This is a genomic window from Histidinibacterium aquaticum (assembly GCF_008710275.1).
In the GTDB taxonomy this organism is placed as follows: Bacteria; Pseudomonadota; Alphaproteobacteria; order Rhodobacterales; family Rhodobacteraceae; genus Oceanicola; species Oceanicola aquaticus.
Window position 1 is genome coordinate 1,035,480 of the sequence record NZ_VYQE01000001.1, and the last position, 14,327, is coordinate 1,049,806.

The 14,327-nt window shown below is 66.1% G+C and carries 26 protein-coding genes; all 26 read right to left on the reverse strand.

Annotated features, from left to right (window positions below; translation table 11 throughout):
• Positions 1–10 precede the first annotated feature (10 nt).
• On the reverse strand, positions 11–487 hold the full coding sequence (rplO, locus tag F3S47_RS05265) for a 50S ribosomal protein L15 (protein ID WP_150444132.1): 477 nt from the start codon (positions 485–487) through the stop codon (positions 11–13).
• Between the two features lie 142 nt (positions 488–629).
• Positions 630–1,907, reverse strand: coding sequence for a hypothetical protein (locus F3S47_RS05270; protein ID WP_150444133.1), 1,278 nt, complete (start codon positions 1,905–1,907; stop codon positions 630–632).
• 123 nt (positions 1,908–2,030) lie between these two features.
• Positions 2,031–2,816, reverse strand: a complete 786-nt coding sequence (locus F3S47_RS05275; protein WP_150444134.1) for an MBL fold metallo-hydrolase — start codon at positions 2,814–2,816, stop codon at positions 2,031–2,033.
• A 70-nt stretch (positions 2,817–2,886) separates the two neighbouring features.
• Complete coding sequence (locus F3S47_RS05280; protein ID WP_191090077.1) at positions 2,887–3,510, reverse strand: class I SAM-dependent methyltransferase; 624 nt, start codon at positions 3,508–3,510, stop codon at positions 2,887–2,889.
• Between the two features lie 117 nt (positions 3,511–3,627).
• Positions 3,628–3,816, reverse strand: a complete 189-nt coding sequence (gene rpmD / locus F3S47_RS05285; protein WP_150444136.1) for a 50S ribosomal protein L30 — start codon at positions 3,814–3,816, stop codon at positions 3,628–3,630.
• Positions 3,817–3,819: 3 nt separating this feature from the next.
• Positions 3,820–4,401: a 30S ribosomal protein S5 gene (gene rpsE, locus F3S47_RS05290; protein WP_150444137.1), complete on the reverse strand. Its 582-nt coding sequence runs from the start codon at positions 4,399–4,401 to the stop codon at positions 3,820–3,822.
• 217 nt (positions 4,402–4,618) lie between these two features.
• Positions 4,619–4,978 carry a 50S ribosomal protein L18 gene (gene rplR, locus F3S47_RS05295; RefSeq protein WP_150444138.1) on the reverse strand — a complete coding sequence of 120 codons (360 nt, stop codon included), beginning with the start codon at positions 4,976–4,978 and terminating at the stop codon, positions 4,619–4,621.
• Positions 4,979–4,989: 11 nt separating this feature from the next.
• Entirely contained in the window at positions 4,990–5,523 is a 534-nt protein-coding gene (rplF, locus tag F3S47_RS05300) for a 50S ribosomal protein L6 (protein ID WP_150444139.1), read from the reverse strand.
• 11 nt (positions 5,524–5,534) lie between these two features.
• Entirely contained in the window at positions 5,535–5,927 is a 393-nt protein-coding gene (gene rpsH / locus F3S47_RS05305) for a 30S ribosomal protein S8 (RefSeq protein WP_150444140.1), read from the reverse strand.
• Between the two features lie 13 nt (positions 5,928–5,940).
• A complete protein-coding gene (gene rpsN, locus F3S47_RS05310; RefSeq protein ID WP_150444141.1) occupies positions 5,941–6,246 on the reverse strand; it encodes a 30S ribosomal protein S14 in 306 nt (101 codons plus the stop codon).
• Between the two features lie 11 nt (positions 6,247–6,257).
• Positions 6,258–6,818 (reverse strand): 50S ribosomal protein L5, encoded by a 561-nt coding sequence (gene rplE / locus F3S47_RS05315; protein WP_150444142.1) that lies wholly within the window; start codon positions 6,816–6,818, stop codon positions 6,258–6,260.
• On the reverse strand, positions 6,818–7,123 hold the full coding sequence (gene rplX, locus F3S47_RS05320) for a 50S ribosomal protein L24 (RefSeq protein WP_150444143.1): 306 nt from the start codon (positions 7,121–7,123) through the stop codon (positions 6,818–6,820). Before rplX ends, rplE begins: the two co-directional genes overlap by 1 nt.
• Positions 7,123–7,491, reverse strand: coding sequence for a 50S ribosomal protein L14 (rplN, locus tag F3S47_RS05325; RefSeq protein WP_150444144.1), 369 nt, complete (start codon positions 7,489–7,491; stop codon positions 7,123–7,125). Before rplN ends, rplX begins: the two co-directional genes overlap by 1 nt.
• Before the next feature lie 75 nt (positions 7,492–7,566).
• Positions 7,567–7,797, reverse strand: a complete 231-nt coding sequence (gene rpsQ, locus F3S47_RS05330; protein WP_150444145.1) for a 30S ribosomal protein S17 — start codon at positions 7,795–7,797, stop codon at positions 7,567–7,569.
• A gap of 3 nt (positions 7,798–7,800) precedes the next feature.
• Complete coding sequence (gene rpmC / locus F3S47_RS05335; RefSeq protein WP_150444146.1) at positions 7,801–8,007, reverse strand: 50S ribosomal protein L29; 207 nt, start codon at positions 8,005–8,007, stop codon at positions 7,801–7,803.
• Between the two features lie 256 nt (positions 8,008–8,263).
• Positions 8,264–8,884, reverse strand: coding sequence for a TIGR02466 family protein (locus F3S47_RS05340; RefSeq protein WP_150444147.1), 621 nt, complete (start codon positions 8,882–8,884; stop codon positions 8,264–8,266).
• A gap of 196 nt (positions 8,885–9,080) precedes the next feature.
• On the reverse strand, positions 9,081–9,494 hold the full coding sequence (rplP, locus tag F3S47_RS05345; RefSeq protein ID WP_150444148.1) for a 50S ribosomal protein L16: 414 nt from the start codon (positions 9,492–9,494) through the stop codon (positions 9,081–9,083).
• A gap of 12 nt (positions 9,495–9,506) precedes the next feature.
• Positions 9,507–10,211 (reverse strand): 30S ribosomal protein S3, encoded by a 705-nt coding sequence (gene rpsC / locus F3S47_RS05350; protein WP_150444149.1) that lies wholly within the window; start codon positions 10,209–10,211, stop codon positions 9,507–9,509.
• Entirely contained in the window at positions 10,211–10,591 is a 381-nt protein-coding gene (rplV, locus tag F3S47_RS05355) for a 50S ribosomal protein L22 (RefSeq protein ID WP_150444150.1), read from the reverse strand. Before rplV ends, rpsC begins: the two co-directional genes overlap by 1 nt.
• 5 nt (positions 10,592–10,596) lie before the next feature.
• The gene (rpsS, locus tag F3S47_RS05360) at positions 10,597–10,875 is read right to left on the reverse strand and encodes a 30S ribosomal protein S19 (protein ID WP_150444151.1); all 279 of its coding nucleotides are present in this window, start codon (positions 10,873–10,875) and stop codon (positions 10,597–10,599) included.
• 3 nt (positions 10,876–10,878) lie between these two features.
• Positions 10,879–11,721, reverse strand: coding sequence for a 50S ribosomal protein L2 (gene rplB / locus F3S47_RS05365; protein ID WP_150444152.1), 843 nt, complete (start codon positions 11,719–11,721; stop codon positions 10,879–10,881).
• A gap of 202 nt (positions 11,722–11,923) precedes the next feature.
• On the reverse strand, positions 11,924–12,220 hold the full coding sequence (locus F3S47_RS05370) for a 50S ribosomal protein L23 (protein WP_150444153.1): 297 nt from the start codon (positions 12,218–12,220) through the stop codon (positions 11,924–11,926).
• The gene (rplD, locus tag F3S47_RS05375; RefSeq protein ID WP_150444154.1) at positions 12,217–12,834 is read right to left on the reverse strand and encodes a 50S ribosomal protein L4; all 618 of its coding nucleotides are present in this window, start codon (positions 12,832–12,834) and stop codon (positions 12,217–12,219) included. Before rplD ends, F3S47_RS05370 begins: the two co-directional genes overlap by 4 nt.
• Positions 12,824–13,708: a 50S ribosomal protein L3 gene (gene rplC / locus F3S47_RS05380; protein ID WP_150444155.1), complete on the reverse strand. Its 885-nt coding sequence runs from the start codon at positions 13,706–13,708 to the stop codon at positions 12,824–12,826. The genes rplD and rplC overlap by 11 nt, the downstream gene beginning before the upstream one ends.
• Positions 13,709–13,722: 14 nt before the next feature.
• A complete protein-coding gene (gene rpsJ, locus F3S47_RS05385; protein ID WP_150444234.1) occupies positions 13,723–14,031 on the reverse strand; it encodes a 30S ribosomal protein S10 in 309 nt (102 codons plus the stop codon).
• 171 nt (positions 14,032–14,202) lie between these two features.
• A partial coding sequence (locus F3S47_RS05390) for an EF-Tu C-terminal domain-related protein (protein ID WP_449768860.1) occupies positions 14,203–14,327 on the reverse strand: 125 nt, incomplete at its 5' end.

Sequence of the window (14,327 nt, forward strand, 5' to 3'; positions counted from 1 at the left end):
CCACAACCGCTTACGCCTCTGCTTCGGCCTTGGCCGGAGCGGTGACGGTGAGCGATCCACCCGCCTTCTCGACGGCTTCGCGCGCGCCGGCGGAGGCGCCGCTGACGGTGATCGAGGCCTTCGAGGTGAGCTCGCCCTTGGCGAGAAGCCGGACGCCGTCCTTCTTGCGGCGGACGAGGCCGGACTCGACGAGGCTATCCTCGGTGATGTCAGTGCCGAGCTTGCCGGCGTCGATGAATTTCTGGATCAGGCCCAGGTTCACGATGGCGTAGGTCTTGCGGTTCGGCTTGTTGAAGCCGCGCTTCGGCAGACGCTGGTAGAGCGGCATCTGGCCGCCCTCGTAGCCGTTGATCGCCACGCCCGAGCGGGACTTCTGGCCCTTGATGCCGCGACCGGCGGTCTTGCCCTTGCCGGAGCCGGGGCCGCGCGCCACGCGCATGCGCTTCTTGGCGGCGCCGGGATTGTCCCGGAGTTCGTTCAGTTTCATGTCGCTTCTCCTTTGCCGGACGACCTCCCCGAAGCGATGGTGGGAGGGACACGGCTTTCGACGGTTTCAGACGGGCCCGTGCCGGGCCACCGGGGGCGTATACGTCCCCGGGGCCGCGCGTTCAAGCCCCGCCTCTGCGGCGTTACGCCGTCGCGATGGCCGAGGTGACGTAGCGCTTGAGCCAGTCCAGCGCGTCCCGCGGGAGCCCGCCCGCCAGCCGCCGCTCGCCCCGGTCTGTCGAGAGCGAAAGCTGCCCTCCGAAGAGCGCGACCGAACGCCCCATGACCTGCGCGCCCTGCACGTCACGGACCTGCACGCTCTCGATTTCCGACAGCGGCACGGAGAAGCCGCGCGACTCGACGTTGGGCACGATGTAGGTGATCTCCTCGCGCGAGATCCGCACTTCGCGCGGGTTGCGCCGCTCCAGGTACCAGACCCCCGCCCCGGCGCCCACGAAGATCAGCCCGAAGAGCATGCCTCCGCCGTCGAGCGAGAAGAGGCTGGAGAGCAGCAGCAGGACGCCCATGCCGACGAACGCGCCGTAGACCCAGACCGGCACCTCGGTCGCGTGCAGCCGGACCCGGAGTTCCTGTGTCTCGGGCCGCGAGGGGTCGCCTGCCCGTTCCACCTCCAGCGGCCGGGGCGCGGGGGTCTCGGCCCATTCGGTTTCCTCAAGGCGTCCCTCGTCGGCAAGCTGGCGCAGCGACTTGTCGACGTCCTCCGCGGCACGCACTTCGCGGGCGCCGTCACGTTCGTCGATGGCGGGCAACCCGAGGAGCCGGGCGTAGCCCTCCCAGACCTCGCGCGGCTCTCCGGAGCGGGTCGTCCGCGCCATCCGGTCCGCCTTCTCGCGGATTTCGGCCCGTTCCTCATCCGTCGGCTCGCGGTCGGTGACCGAGTCGCGCAGGAGACTCATCGCCTGGAGAAAGCCGGGCGGCCGCACGAGCTCGCGGAAGAGCGTCACGTCCTTGGAGCTGTCCGGGTGGCTGAGATCGATGACGTGGATGTGGCGGTGCTTGTCCCGGTCGGAATCGTCACTGTGGTTCGACTGCAGGAACCGCCGCCAGCGCACACCCTCGTAGGACGAGAGCGGCTCGGTCCAGGTCTTCGTTCCCAGCAGGCCCCGTTGCGTCATCGCGACCTGCGTGCCGTCGATTCGGATGTCCTGCCGCTTCAGCAGGCCCAGAACGCCGCTCAGCGCGGCCCACAGGCCCGCCACCGCGGCAACTCCCACGACGACCAGCGCCATGCCCTGCCGGGCAATGCCCTGGTCCAGGAAGTTGTAGGCGACGACGAGAAAGATGCCGCCGAAGAAGACGCCGATCACGGCGCCGAACCAAGAAGGCCGCGCCTCGATCTCGATCGGCAACTGCCCCTCCGGGCTTTTTCGTCTGTAGGTGAGCGATGTCCGTCGTGCCATTGGCACCTCCCTGTCCGCACTCGTGAAACCGGCACGAGGCTAGGGAAGATCGGACGCGCGATAAAGTATTCGTGAGCGAAAACGGACACGCCGGGCATGGGCCCGGCGTGTCGAAGGACCGGATCAGATGACGTCGGGCTCGTACCAGTCGCCGATACGCACTTCGGAGGCATCGCCCACGAGCTCGGCGAACTCCTCCGGGTCCTGCGTGCCGCCGTCGCCGCCACGGTAGTGGTAGGGATAGACGTAGGTCGGCTGGAACTGCTGCACCGCCTCGGCCGCCTGCTGGGCGGTCTGGGTGTAGGGCAGGTTCATGCAGAGGAAGGCGAGGTCGATGTTCTCGAGCGCCAGCATCTCCTCGACCGGCTCGGTATCGCCGGAGATGTAGGTGCGGAACCCGTCGATGCTCAACACATAGCCGTTGTCCCGGCCCGGCGGATGGTAGTTCATCCGGTCCTCGGTGAGGTTGTGCGCCGGGATCGCGTCGATCTCCACCTCGTTCCAGGTGGTGCTGTCGCCGTTGGCGAGAGTTTCCGCCCCCTCGGCCAGGTCCTCCGGAAGCATGTCGGCCACGGCGGGGTTGGTGATGAGATGCGTCTCCTCGCCCATCAGCGCGCTCAGGGTCTCGGCGTTGTAGTGGTCGCCGTGCTCGTGGGTGATGAGGATCAGGTCCGGCGCGGGCAGGTCGGCATACTGCTCGGCGTCGCCGACGGGGTCGGTGTAGATCGTCCCCGCGGGCGTCTCCATCACGAAGGAGGCGTGGGAGATCGGATGCACGGTGATCTGGCCGCTCTCGGTCTCGAAGGTGTTGCCGGTATGGGCGGCAGCATGGGCGGCGTAGGGCAGAACGGTCACGGCACCGGCACTGGCGGCGGCGGTCACGAGAAAGCTGCGGCGTGTCTGGGTCATGTGTCTCTTCCTCCTGCGGTGGACTGACGCAGAGGTAACGCCATGGCCCGGGCCGGCAATCACGTTCGGGTCAGGTTCCCTGTTTGCGGGCGATCAGGAAGAGTGCGGACATGCGGGACGGCTTCCACCTGCGTTCGACGTGGAGCCCCGCCTCTTCGACTTCCGCGACGAGGTCCGCCTCGGAAAAGAAGCCGACCTCAGGGACGAATCCGAACAGCCCCGGCAAGGGCAGGACGAAGCGCAGGGGGTGCCACCGCCCCGGCGTGAAGGTGCTCGAGACGAAGACGCCGCCGGGCTTGAGCAGCCGGGCGCACTTGGCGAGGACCGCTGGCCGGTCGCCAACGAGGTGCAGGATGGAATGCGCCATGACCATGTCGAAGGGCCCGCGCCCCTCGTCAATCTCCTCGGCCGAGGCGCGCTCGAAGGTCACGTTGGTGACTCCGGCCTCCTCGGCCTTCTTCCGGGCGATCTCTAGCATACCCTCGGCGTAGTCGGTCGCGAGGATGTGCCTGGCGTGGGGCCCGTGGCGGATCGCGGTCGTCCCGGTGCCGCAGCCGATCTCGAGGACCTCGCTCTCGGGCGTCAGGTACTCCTGCGTCTCGCGCAGCTTCCGCTCGTAGATCTCCTCGTTCGGAATCTTGGACCGGGAATAGCGTTCGGCCATCCGGCTCCAGAATTCGGGTCGTGTCGCCATGATCGCCCCTCCCCCGCGGCTGCTCGCCGCATGATACGCCATCGCACGGTCCCTGAAACGAGAAACGCCCCCGAGCCTTTCGGCCGGGGGCGCTTCGATCTCGGGACGAAGAGGGCGTCAGCCGCGCTCTTCGACGATCTCGACCAGATGCGGGATCTTGTTGATCATGCCGCGGACGGAGGGGGTGTCCTCCAGCTCGCGCGTGCGGTGCATCTTGTTCAGGCCCAGACCGATGAGGGTCTGGCGCTGGATCTCGGGGCGGCGGATCGGCGAGCCGATCTGCTTCACGACGATGGTCTTGGCCATGGTTTAAGCCTCCTCGGCGACCTGCGACGAGCCCTGCGGGGTCTCGTCACGCTTGGGCAGGATGTCGGCCACCTTCTTGCCGCGGCGCTGCGCGACGGAGCGGGGGGACTGCTCCTTGCGGAGACCGTCGAGCGTGGCGCGGATCATGTTGTAGGGGTTCTGCGAGCCGAGCGACTTGGCGACGACGTCCTGGACGCCGAGCATTTCGAAGACGGCACGCATCGGACCACCGGCGATGATCCCGGTACCCTGAGACGCGGTCCGCATGACGACGCGGCCGGCGCCGTGGCGACCTTCCATGTCGTGGTGCAGGGTGCGGCCCTCGCGGAGCTGCACGCGGATCATGCCGCGCTTGGCCTGCTCGGTGGCCTTGCGGATGGCCTCGGGGACCTCCTTGGCCTTGCCCTTGCCGAAGCCGACGCGGCCCTTCTGGTCGCCCACGACGACGAGCGCGGCGAAGCCGAAGCGCTTACCGCCCTTGACGGTCTTGGAGACACGGTTGATCGCTACGAGGCGATCGGCGAATTCGGGAGCTTCGTCGCGGTCGCGACGGCCGCCTCCCCGGTTCTGCGGTTCTCTTGCCATAAAGCGGCATCCTTTCGCGTGGGCTTCCGCCCGTTGGTCCAATCGAAGTGGCCCATCCGGGCCCCCGATCATCGAGGCGGCCGCGCGGGCCGCCTTCCAGTTTCGTGAGGTGGGTTCGAAACCCACCCTGCGGGTCGTGCGTCGGCCCGGGCGTGGGGAGGGTTTTCAACCCACCGCACATCCGGGCCAAGGTGGGGCTTTCACCCCACCTTCGTCGTCACAGTTTCAGACCACCCTCGCGGGCGGCATCGGCCAAGGCCTTGATCTTCCCGTGGAACAGGAAGCCGCCCCGGTCGAACTGGGCCTCGGTCACGCCGGCGGCCTTGGCACGCTCGGCGATCGTCGCGCCGACCTTGGCCGCCGCTTCGAGGTTGTTCTTGCCGAAAACGCCGAGCTCCTTCTCCATGGAGGAGGCGGAGGCGAGCGTGGTGCCCGCGACGTCGTCGATCAGCTGAACGCTGATGTTCTTGTTCGAGCGGTGAACCGAGAGGCGCGGACGCCCGGAGTTCACCTTGCGAAGCTTGTTCCGGACGCGCAGGCGGCGTTTGATGAACAAGGTGCGCTTGTCTTGAGCCATCTGTCTCGTCCTTACTTCTTCTTGCCTTCCTTACGGAAGATATACTCGTCGACGTACTTGATGCCCTTGCCCTTGTAGGGCTCCGGCGCACGCCATTCACGGATGTTCGCGGCGACCTGGCCGACCTGCTGCTGGTCGGCGCCCTCGACGATGACCTGGGTCGGCTTCGGAGCCTGGATGGTCACGCCTTCCGGGGTCTCGAAGTTCACGTCGTGGCTGTAGCCGAGGTTCAGCTTCAGGGTGTTGCCCTGCATCTGGGCCCGGTAGCCGACGCCGTTGATCTCGAGCTCCTTCTTGAAGCCCTCCGTCACGCCCTGGACGCAGTTCGCGACCTGGGTGCGGGACATGCCCCACTGCTGGCGCGCGCGCTTGGACTTGCCGCGCGGGGTCACCGTCACGGCGTTGTCCTCGACGGTCAGCGTGACGTCGTCGGTGGCGGTGAAGGTCCGGGTGCCCTTGGGCCCCTTCACTTCGATGGTCTGGCCGGAGACGGAGGCCTCAACCCCCGACGGCAGCTCGACCGGTCGTTTTCCAATACGAGACATTGCCTTCTCCTCTAGAATACGGTGCAGAGCACCTCGCCGCCGACATTGGCGGTCCGGGCGTTCGCGTCCGACATCACACCCTTGGGGGTGGAGACAATCGACACGCCGAGGCCCTGACGGACCTGCGGGATGTCCTTGCACGCCATGTAGACGCGGCGACCGGGCTTGGAGACCCGGGCCAGCTCGCGAATGACGGGCGTGCCCTCGTAGTACTTGAGGCTGATCTCGTAGGCCGGATGTCCGTCGGGGCCCGTGGTCTTCTCGTAACCGCGGATGTAGCCCTCGTCGGCCAGCACATCGAGCACCCAGCCCCGCAGCTTCGACGCGGGGGTCGAAACCGTGGACTTGTGCCGCATCTGGCCGTTCCGGATACGGGTCAGCATATCGCCGATGGGATCGTTCATATGACTGCCCTCCTTACCAGCTCGACTTCACCATGCCGGGCACCTGGCCCGTGGAGCCCAGTTCGCGCAGGGCGATCCGGCTCATCTTCAGCTTACGGTAGTAGGCGTGGGGACGCCCCGTCAGCTGGCAGCGGTTGTGAAGGCGGGTGGGCGAGGAATTGCGGGGCAGCTTGGCGAGCTTGAGGCGCGCCTTGAACCGCTCTTCCATCGGTTTGCTTTCGTCGTTCGCGATCTCTTTCAGAGCCGCGCGCTTGGCCGCGTATTGCTCGACCAGGCGCTGGCGCTTCTTCTCGCGTTCGATCATGGATTTCTTTGCCATGGTCCTGGTCCTTACGCGTTAAACGGCATGTTGAAGTGCTTCAGCAGCGATTTCGCTTCGGCGTCGGTCTTCGCGGTGGTCACGATGATCACGTCGATGCCCCAGACCTCGTCGACCTTGTCGAAGTTGATCTCGGGGAAAACGATGTGCTCCTTGATGCCCATCGCGAAGTTGCCGCGGCCGTCGAAGCTGGGCTTCACGCCGCGGAAGTCGCGAATGCGGGGCATCGCGATCGTGACGAGGCGGTCCAGGAATTCGTACATCCGGTCGCCGCGGAGGGTCACCTTGGCCCCGAGCGGCATGTCCTCGCGGACGCGGAAGCCGGCGATCGACTTCTTCGCCTTGGTCACAACGGCCTGCTGGCCGGTGATGAGGGTGAGGTCGTCGGCGGCCGACTTGGCCTTCTTCGAATCCTTCACCGCCTCGGAGCCAGCCCCGATGTTCAGCACGATCTTCTCGAGCCGCGGGATCTGCAGGTCGTTCTTGTATCCGAACTCCTCTTTCAGCGCAGGCTTGATGTCGCTGCGGAAGAGGGTGCGGAGACGCGGGGTATAATCGGTCGTGTCGAGCATCAGATCACGTCTCCCGTGGTCTTGGCGTAGCGGACCTTCTTGCCGTCCTCGACGCGGAAGCCGACGCGGGTCGCCTTGCCGTTGGCGTCGACCAGGGCGAGGTTGGAAAGATCCAGCGGCATCGCCTTGGGCTGGCGGCCGCCCTGGTTGGTCTGGGACTGGCGCTGGTGGCGCACGGCCATGTTCACGCCGTCGACGACGGCCTTGCCCTTGTCGGGAAGAACGGAGGAGACCTCACCGGTCTTGCCCTTGTCCTTGCCCGCGAGCACGACGACCTTGTCGCCGGTCTTGATCTTGGCAGCCATCACAGCACCTCCGGAGCGAGCGAGATGATCTTCATGAAGTTCTTCGCGCGCAGCTCGCGGACGACCGGCCCGAAGATACGGGTGCCGACCGGCTCGTTGTTGTTGTTGAGGATCACGGCCGCGTTGCGGTCGAAGCGGATCGCGGTGCCGTCGTCGCGACGGACTTCCTTGGCGGTGCGCACGACGACGGCCTTGCGGACGTCACCCTTCTTCACGCGGCCGCGCGGGATCGCTTCCTTGACGGAGACGACGATGATGTCGCCGACCGATGCGTACCGGCGGTGAGAGCCGCCGAGCACCTTGATGCACTGAACCTTCCGGGCCCCGGAATTGTCAGCGACATCCAGATTGGTCTGCATCTGGATCATTTAGGTTTCTCCCGACCTTTGGGGGCTGTTCTCGTTAGCTCCCCCAGGGTTTCGTTCAAACCGGACTGTGGGGGCTTACTCGGCCACCACCTCCCAGCGTTTGGTTTTCGACTTCGGCGCGCACTCGATGATGCGGACGGTGTCGCCGACGTTGAACTTCTCCTGCTCGTCGTGGGCGCGGTACTTCTTCGACTTCCGGATCGTCTTCTTGAGAACCGGGTGCGTGAAGCGGCGCTCGACGGAGACCGTGACGGTCTGCGCGTTCTGCGTGGAGGTGACGGTGCCTTGAAGGATTCTCTTGGGCATGTCTTACGCCTCCGCCGCGGCCGATGCGGCCTTTTCGTTCAGGATGGTCTTCACGCGGGCCACGTCGCGGCGGACGGAGCGCATGCGCGCGGTGTTCTGGAGCTGGCCGGTGGCCTGCTGGAAGCGCAGGTTGAAGGCCTCTTTCTTGAGGGCGACAAGCTGGTCGCGGAGCTCGTCCGGAGTCTTGTCGCGCAGGTCGCTGGCGGTCATGTCGCCTCTTCCTTCGTGTTTTCAACATCACCGGAGGGCCCCAGCCCGTTTCGCGCGGGGTCACCCTGATTCCCGGTGGAGGATGGATGAGGGGGCCTCTTAGTCGCCAAAAGCCAACTTGGCAAGCCTTTCCGGGAGCCCTGCCCCGGCGCTCTTCCCGCGGCGGGCGGGTTTTCAAGCCACAGCCCCCCTTCGCCGCCGTGCCGAGCCCGTAGGGTGGGTTTTCAACCCACCACCCGCCAAGGCCCTGGCCGCCCTACTCCCACTTGTAGTTGAAGCTCACCGAGATCCGGTCGTCCTCGGCCATGTTCATCGGCACCTCGTGGCGCAGCCAGCTCTCCCAGAGCAGGACATCCCCGGCCTCGGTCGGCAGCGAGAGGAAGGTCTTCAGCTCCTCCCGCGCGCCCTTCTGCCGGGCGGGCGCGGCCATCATGAAGGGCAGACGCGGGTCCTCGAGCTTCAGCGCCGAGGTGCCCTCGGGCATCTGCACGTAGGTGGTCCCCGAAATGACCGAGTGGGGGTGGATGTGGCTGCCGTGCACCCCGCCCTCCGGCAGGATGTTGATCCAGAGGTCCTCGAGAACCAGTCCCTTGTCGCCGAGGTCGAACTCCAGGTCCTCGGCGAAGGCCGCGACGTGGGCATCAAGGCTCTTCACGAGGTCGGCGAAGATCGGGAAGCGCCAGGGCAGATCGGTGAGAGAGGCATAGGAGGTATAGCCGGGATATCCCTCGCGCTCACACCACTCTTGCCCCGCCTCGTCGTCCTCGGCGATGGAATAGCAGGAGGCCGCGAGTTCCGCGGTATCAACGGCGGGCGCATGCTCCTGGAGCCGGGCGCGGTAGAGGCGGGTCGCGAAGAGCGAGCGGATATCGGTCATGACTCAGCCATAGTCCAAGGCGGTTTGTCGGGAAAGGCCGGGTGCGGCGCGGAAAAGGTTAACGTTAACCCTTTTCTGCCACGAAATCATGGGGATGACCCACTGTCCAAGCTTGGACACCCCGAAATGAAAGCGCCCCCGCACGGGAGGCGGGGGCGCTCTGTTTCGACGGAGGGGCCGGCGACCGGCCGTCTCCTTACCAGTCTTCGCGCTGGATCGTGCGGGTCTTGATCGGCAGCTTCATCGCAGCGAGACGCAGGGCCTCCACCGCGACGTCCTCGGAGACGCCATCGATCTCGAACATGACACGGCCCGGCTTGACCTTGGCGGCCCAGCGATCGACCGAACCCTTACCTTTACCCATCCGCACCTCGATCGGCTTGGCCGTGACGGGCACGTCGGGGAAGATCCGGATCCAGACCCGGCCCTGACGCTTCATGTGGCGCGTCATGGCCCGGCGGGCGGCTTCGATCTGGCGGGCGGTGACCCGCTCGGGCTCCAGCGCCTTGAGGCCGAAGGTGCCGAAGTTCAGGTCGGAGCCACCCTTGGCGGCGCCGCTGATCCGGCCCTTGTGCTGCTTGCGGAACTTTGTCCGTTTCGGTTGAAGCATCGGTTCTACTCCTTACCGGCCGCGCGCGCCGCGCGGGGCGGGGCCGTCCTGAAGCTCCTGCGCCTTGCGGTCACGGGCCTGGGGATCGTGCTCGAGGATCTCGCCTTTGAAGATCCAGACCTTGATCCCGATGATCCCGTAGGGGGTCTGGGCTTCGCTGTGGGCGTAGTCGATATCGGCGCGGAGCGTGTGCAGGGGCACGCGGCCCTCGCGGTACCACTCCGTCCGGGCGATCTCGGCGCCGCCGAGGCGGCCCGCGACGTTGACCCGGATACCGAGCGCACCCATCCGCATCGCGTTCTGCACCGCGCGCTTCATGGCACGGCGGAACGAGACCCGGCGCTCGAGCTGCTGGGCGATGCTCTCACCCACGAGCTGGGCGTCGAGCTCGGGCTTGCGGACTTCGACGATGTTGAGGTGCAGCTCGGAGTCGGTGAGCTTGCCGAGCTTCTTGCGCAGCACCTCGATGTCGGCGCCCTTCTTGCCGATGATGACGCCCGGACGCGCGGTATGGATCGTGACGCGGCACTTGCGGTGCGGACGCTCGATGATCACGCGGCTGACGCCGGCCTGTTTGCATTCCTGCTTGATGAACTCGCGGATCTTGATGTCCTCGAGCAGCAGGTCGCCGTAGTCCTTGGTATCGGCGTACCAGCGGCTGTCCCAGGTGCGGTTCACCTGAAGGCGCATGCCGATCGGATTGACCTTGTTACCCATTAGGCTTGCTCCTCGACTTGACGCACCTTGATGGTGATTTCCGAGAACGGCTTCATGATCCGTCCGAAGCGGCCGCGGCCACGGGGCCGGCCCCGCTTCATCACCAGGTTCTTGCCGACCCAGGCCTCGGCGACGATGAGCTCATCGACGTCCAGGCCGTGATTGTTCTCGGCATTGGCGATCGCGGACTGAAGGCACTTCTTCACGTCCTCGGCGATCCGGCGCTTGGAGAAGGTCAGGTCCGTGAGGGCCTTCTCGACCTTCTTGCCGCGGATCATGTGCGCGACCAGGTTCAGTTTCTGCGGGCTCGTGCGAAGCATGCGGGTCTTGGCCATCGCTTCGTTATCGGCCACGCGGCGGGGGTTCTTTTCCTTGCCCATGACTCTTACTTCCGCTTCGCTTTCTTGTCGGCCGCGTGACCATAGTAGGTCCGGGTCGGTGCGTATTCACCGAACTTCTGGCCGATCATGTCTTCGGAGACGTTGACGGGGATGTGCTTCTGGCCGTTGTAGACGCCGAACGTCAGGCCCACGAACTGGGGCAGGATCGTCGAACGGCGGGACCAGATCTTGATGACGTCGTTCCGGGTGTTCTCGCGGGCCTTCTCGGCCTTCTTGAGCACGTAGGAATCGACGAACGGACCTTTCCAGACGGAACGTGTCATGTCTTAGCGCCCTTTCTTCCGAGCGTGCCGCGAGCGGAGGATCAGCCTCGAGCTCTCTTTCTTGACGTGGCGGGTGCGCTTGCCCTTGGTGGGCACACCCCACGGCGTGACCGGGTTCCGGCCGCCGGAGGTGCGGCCTTCGCCGCCGCCGTGCGGGTGGTCGACCGGGTTCATCACGACGCCGCGGACGCTGGGCCGCTTGCCGTAGTGACGGTTGCGGCCGGCCTTGCCGAGGTTCTGGTTGCTGTTGTCGGGGTTCGACACGGCACCGATCGTCGCCATGCATTCCTGGCGGACCATGCGCAGCTCGCCCGAGGAGAGCCGGATCTGGGCATAGCCACCGTCACGGCCGACGAACTGGGCGTAGGTGCCCGCGGCGCGCGCAAGCTGACCGCCCTTGCCGGGCTTCAGCTCGATGTTGTGGACGATCGTGCCGATCGGCATGCCGGTGAAGGGCATCGCGTTGCCCGGCTTGATGTCGACCTTCTCGCCCGCGACGATCTTGTCGCCGACGGCCAGGCGCTGCGGCGCCAGGACGTAGGCCTGCTCACCGTCCGTGTACTGGACCAGGGCGATGAAGGCCGTGCGGTTGGGGTCGTATTCGATGCGGACGACGACCGCCTCGACGTCGCGCTTGTGGCGCTTGAAATCCACGACGCGGTAGAGGCGCTTGGCCCCGCCACCGCGGCGACGCATGGTGATCCGTCCGGTATTGTTCCGGCCGCCGTGCTTCGAAAGACCCTCGGTGAGGGACTTAACAGGGCGTCCTTTCCAAAGCTCCGAACGGTCGATCAGAACCAGCCCGCGCTGGCCAGGCGTCGTCGGTTTGTACGACTTGAGTGCCATGTTTACTGTCTTTCCGTTGCTTTGCGGAGTGCGCGCAAGGCGACCCCGGCGAGATGAAGGGCCCCGAAGGTCCCCGGTGGTAGGCGCACGGTGGGCTCGAGCCCCACCCGACGCGCGGCCGGCATGGCGGGATTGCGACCCGCCCTACCGACCAAAAACGCGCGGCCCCGGGATCACCGGGGCCGAGCGATGGGCTCCAGTATTAGAGCCCGGTGCTCACGTCAATGCTGTTGCCCTCTTCGAGGGTGACGTAGGCCTTCTTCACGTCCTTGCGGCGGCCGAGCTGGCCACGGAAGCGCTTCTGCTTGCCCTTGGTGATGGTCGTGTTCACGGCCTTCACCTTGACGCCGAAGAGCTCTTCGACGGCTTCCTTGATCTGCGGCTTGGACGCCGCCGTCGCCACTTCGAAGACCACGGCATTGGCCTCGGAGGCCATGGTGGACTTCTCGGTGATGACCGGCTTGACGATCACGTCGTAGTGTTCCGGCTTCGCGGTCATTTCAGTCGGGCCTCCAGGGCTTCGACACCCGCCTTCGTGATCACCAGGGTGTCACTCTTGAGGATGTCATAGACGTTGGCGCCCATGGAGGGCAGCACGTCCACGGTTTCCAGGTTGCGGGCCGCACGGGCGAAGCCGTCGTTGACCTCGGCACCGTCGATGACGAGCGCGCGCTTCCAGCCCAGGTCCTTGACCTGCTTGGCCAGGGCGGAGGTCTTGCCTTCCGTCTCGGCGTTCTCGAGGATGACCAGCTCGCCAGCCTTCGCCTTGGCGCTGAGCGCGTGGCGCAGGCCGAGCTTGCGGAACTTCTTGGTCAGCTCGTGGCCGTGGCTGCGCGGAACGGGGCCCTTGTAGACACCACCCTTGCGGAAGATCGGCGCGTTGCGGTCACCGTGGCGTGCGCCGCCGGTGCCCTTCTGACGATAGATCTTCTTGGTGGAGTACGAGGTCTCCTTCCGGGTCTTCACCTTGTGCGTGCCCTGCTGGGCGTTGTTGCGCTGCCAGCGCACGACGCGGTGCAGGATGTCGGTCCGCGGCTCGAGGCCGAAGAGAGCCTCGTCGAGCTCGACCGAGCCCGCCGTGCCGCCGTCCAGCTTGATGACGTCAGCTTTCATTGTCGTCTCCCTTCGGCTTGGAGGCGTCTTCGCCGTCCTGGCCGGTTTCGCTCTCGGACTGGATTTGCTCCTCGGCTTCCTTGAGCGCGGCTTCCTGCTGCGCGGCTTCCTCGGCGAGGCGCGCTTCCTCGGCGGCGCGCTCCTCTTCCTCGGCCTGCTTCGCAGCTTCCTCGGCAAGGCGCTTGGCCTCGTCCGCGGCGGACTTCAGCGCGGCGGGGTAGATCAGGTTCTCCGGCGTCGGCTTCTTGACCGCGTCCTTGACCGTGACCCAGCCGCCCTTGGAGCCGGGGACCGCGCCCTTGACCATGATGAGCCCGCGGTCGGCGTCGGTTTTGACGACCTGCAGGTTCTGGGTGGTCACGCGCACGGCGCCCATGTGGCCGGCCATCTTCTTGCCCTTGAACACCTTGCCGGGGTCCTGGCACTGGCCGGTGGAGCCGTGGGCACGGTGGCTGATCGACACGCCGTGCGTGGCGCGCAGACCGCCGAAGTTGTGCCGCTTCATGGCGCCGGCGAAACCCTTACCGATCGAGGTGCCCGAAACGTCGACGAACTGACCCTCGAAGTAGTGGTCGGCGGTGATCTCCTCGCCCACCTCGATGAGGTTCTCGGGGGCGACGCGGAACTCCGCGACCTTCCGCTTGGGCTCGACCGAGGCCTTGGCGAAGTGACCGCGCAGCGCGGCGGTCGTCCGCTTGGCCTTGGCAGTGCCGCAGCCGAGCTGAACGGCGGAATAGCCGTCCTTGTCCGCGGTCCGCTGGGCCACGACCTGAAGCTTGTCGAGCTGAAGCACGGTCACGGGGACCTGCTTGCCGTCTTCCTGGAAGATCCGCGTCATGCCGACCTTCTTCGCGATGATACCAGAGCGCAACATGTCCACTGCCCTCCTTACACCTTGATTTCGACGTCGACGCCGGCGGCGAGGTCGAGCTTCATGAGCGCGTCCACCGTCTGGGGCGTCGGGTCCACGATGTCGAGCAGCCGCTTGTGGGTGCGGATCTCGAACTGGTCGCGGGACTTCTTGTCGATGTGGGGGCCGCGCAGGACCGTGAATTTCTCGATCTTGTTCGGCAGCGGAATCGGGCCGCGGACGGAGGCGCCGGTGCGCTTCGCCGTCTGGACGATCTCCTGCGTGCTGGCGTCCAGCACCCGGTAATCGAAGGCCTTCAGCCGGATCCGGATGTTTTGGCTCTGAATTGCCATCTTGTGTCAGCCTTTCGCGGGCTTGTCTCTCCAAGAGGTGGACCGGCGTCATTGACGGCCCACGTAGGAGGCTTTCTTGCGAAAGGGTGCGCCCGTGAGCACACCCCGGAGTCGGTCAGGGGAGGCCCGCGCCGCCAGGGACGCGGACCTCCCGATCAGGTCAGATCACTCGATGATCTTGGAGACCACGCCGGCGCCGACGGTGCGGCCGCCTTCACGGATGGCGAAGCGCAGGCCGTCTTCCATGGCGATCGGGGCGATCAGCTGGACTTCGAACTTCAGGTTGTCGC

Coding starts and splice junctions, on each gene's coding strand:
- F3S47_RS05275 (WP_150444134.1), bottom strand. CDS start 2,816: ATGACCCAGACACGCCGCAGCTTTCTCGTGACCGCCGCCGCCAGTGCC.
- rpmD (WP_150444136.1), bottom strand. CDS start 3,816: ATGGCCAAGACCATCGTCGTGAAGCAGATCGGCTCGCCGATCCGCCGC.
- rplB (WP_150444152.1), bottom strand. CDS start 11,721: ATGGCACTCAAGTCGTACAAACCGACGACGCCTGGCCAGCGCGGGCTG.
- F3S47_RS05370 (WP_150444153.1), bottom strand. CDS start 12,220: ATGACCGCGAAGCCGGAACACTACGACGTGATCGTCAAGCCGGTCATC.
- rpsC (WP_150444149.1), bottom strand. CDS start 10,211: ATGGGTAACAAGGTCAATCCGATCGGCATGCGCCTTCAGGTGAACCGC.
- rplF (WP_150444139.1), bottom strand. CDS start 5,523: ATGTCTCGTATTGGAAAACGACCGGTCGAGCTGCCGTCGGGGGTTGAG.
- rplR (WP_150444138.1), bottom strand. CDS start 4,978: ATGGCTCAAGACAAGCGCACCTTGTTCATCAAACGCCGCCTGCGCGTC.
- rplD (WP_150444154.1), bottom strand. CDS start 12,834: ATGAAAGCTGACGTCATCAAGCTGGACGGCGGCACGGCGGGCTCGGTC.
- rpsH (WP_150444140.1), bottom strand. CDS start 5,927: ATGAACGATCCCATCGGCGATATGCTGACCCGTATCCGGAACGGCCAG.
- rpsN (WP_150444141.1), bottom strand. CDS start 6,246: ATGGCAAAGAAATCCATGATCGAACGCGAGAAGAAGCGCCAGCGCCTG.
- rplN (WP_150444144.1), bottom strand. CDS start 7,491: ATGATCCAGATGCAGACCAATCTGGATGTCGCTGACAATTCCGGGGCC.
- rplX (WP_150444143.1), bottom strand. CDS start 7,123: ATGGCTGCCAAGATCAAGACCGGCGACAAGGTCGTCGTGCTCGCGGGC.
- rplV (WP_150444150.1), bottom strand. CDS start 10,591: ATGGGCAAGGAAAAGAACCCCCGCCGCGTGGCCGATAACGAAGCGATG.
- rpsS (WP_150444151.1), bottom strand. CDS start 10,875: ATGACACGTTCCGTCTGGAAAGGTCCGTTCGTCGATTCCTACGTGCTC.
- rpsQ (WP_150444145.1), bottom strand. CDS start 7,797: ATGCCCAAGAGAATCCTTCAAGGCACCGTCACCTCCACGCAGAACGCG.
- F3S47_RS05270 (WP_150444133.1), bottom strand. CDS start 1,907: ATGGCACGACGGACATCGCTCACCTACAGACGAAAAAGCCCGGAGGGG.
- F3S47_RS05340 (WP_150444147.1), bottom strand. CDS start 8,884: ATGACCGATATCCGCTCGCTCTTCGCGACCCGCCTCTACCGCGCCCGG.
- rpsE (WP_150444137.1), bottom strand. CDS start 4,401: ATGGCAAGAGAACCGCAGAACCGGGGAGGCGGCCGTCGCGACCGCGAC.
- F3S47_RS05280 (WP_191090077.1), bottom strand. CDS start 3,510: ATGGCGACACGACCCGAATTCTGGAGCCGGATGGCCGAACGCTATTCC.
- rplP (WP_150444148.1), bottom strand. CDS start 9,494: ATGCTTCAACCGAAACGGACAAAGTTCCGCAAGCAGCACAAGGGCCGG.
- rplC (WP_150444155.1), bottom strand. CDS start 13,708: ATGTTGCGCTCTGGTATCATCGCGAAGAAGGTCGGCATGACGCGGATC.
- rplO (WP_150444132.1), bottom strand. CDS start 487: ATGAAACTGAACGAACTCCGGGACAATCCCGGCGCCGCCAAGAAGCGC.
- rplE (WP_150444142.1), bottom strand. CDS start 6,818: ATGCTCGACACGACCGATTATACCCCGCGTCTCCGCACCCTCTTCCGC.
- rpmC (WP_150444146.1), bottom strand. CDS start 8,007: ATGACCGCCAGCGACCTGCGCGACAAGACTCCGGACGAGCTCCGCGAC.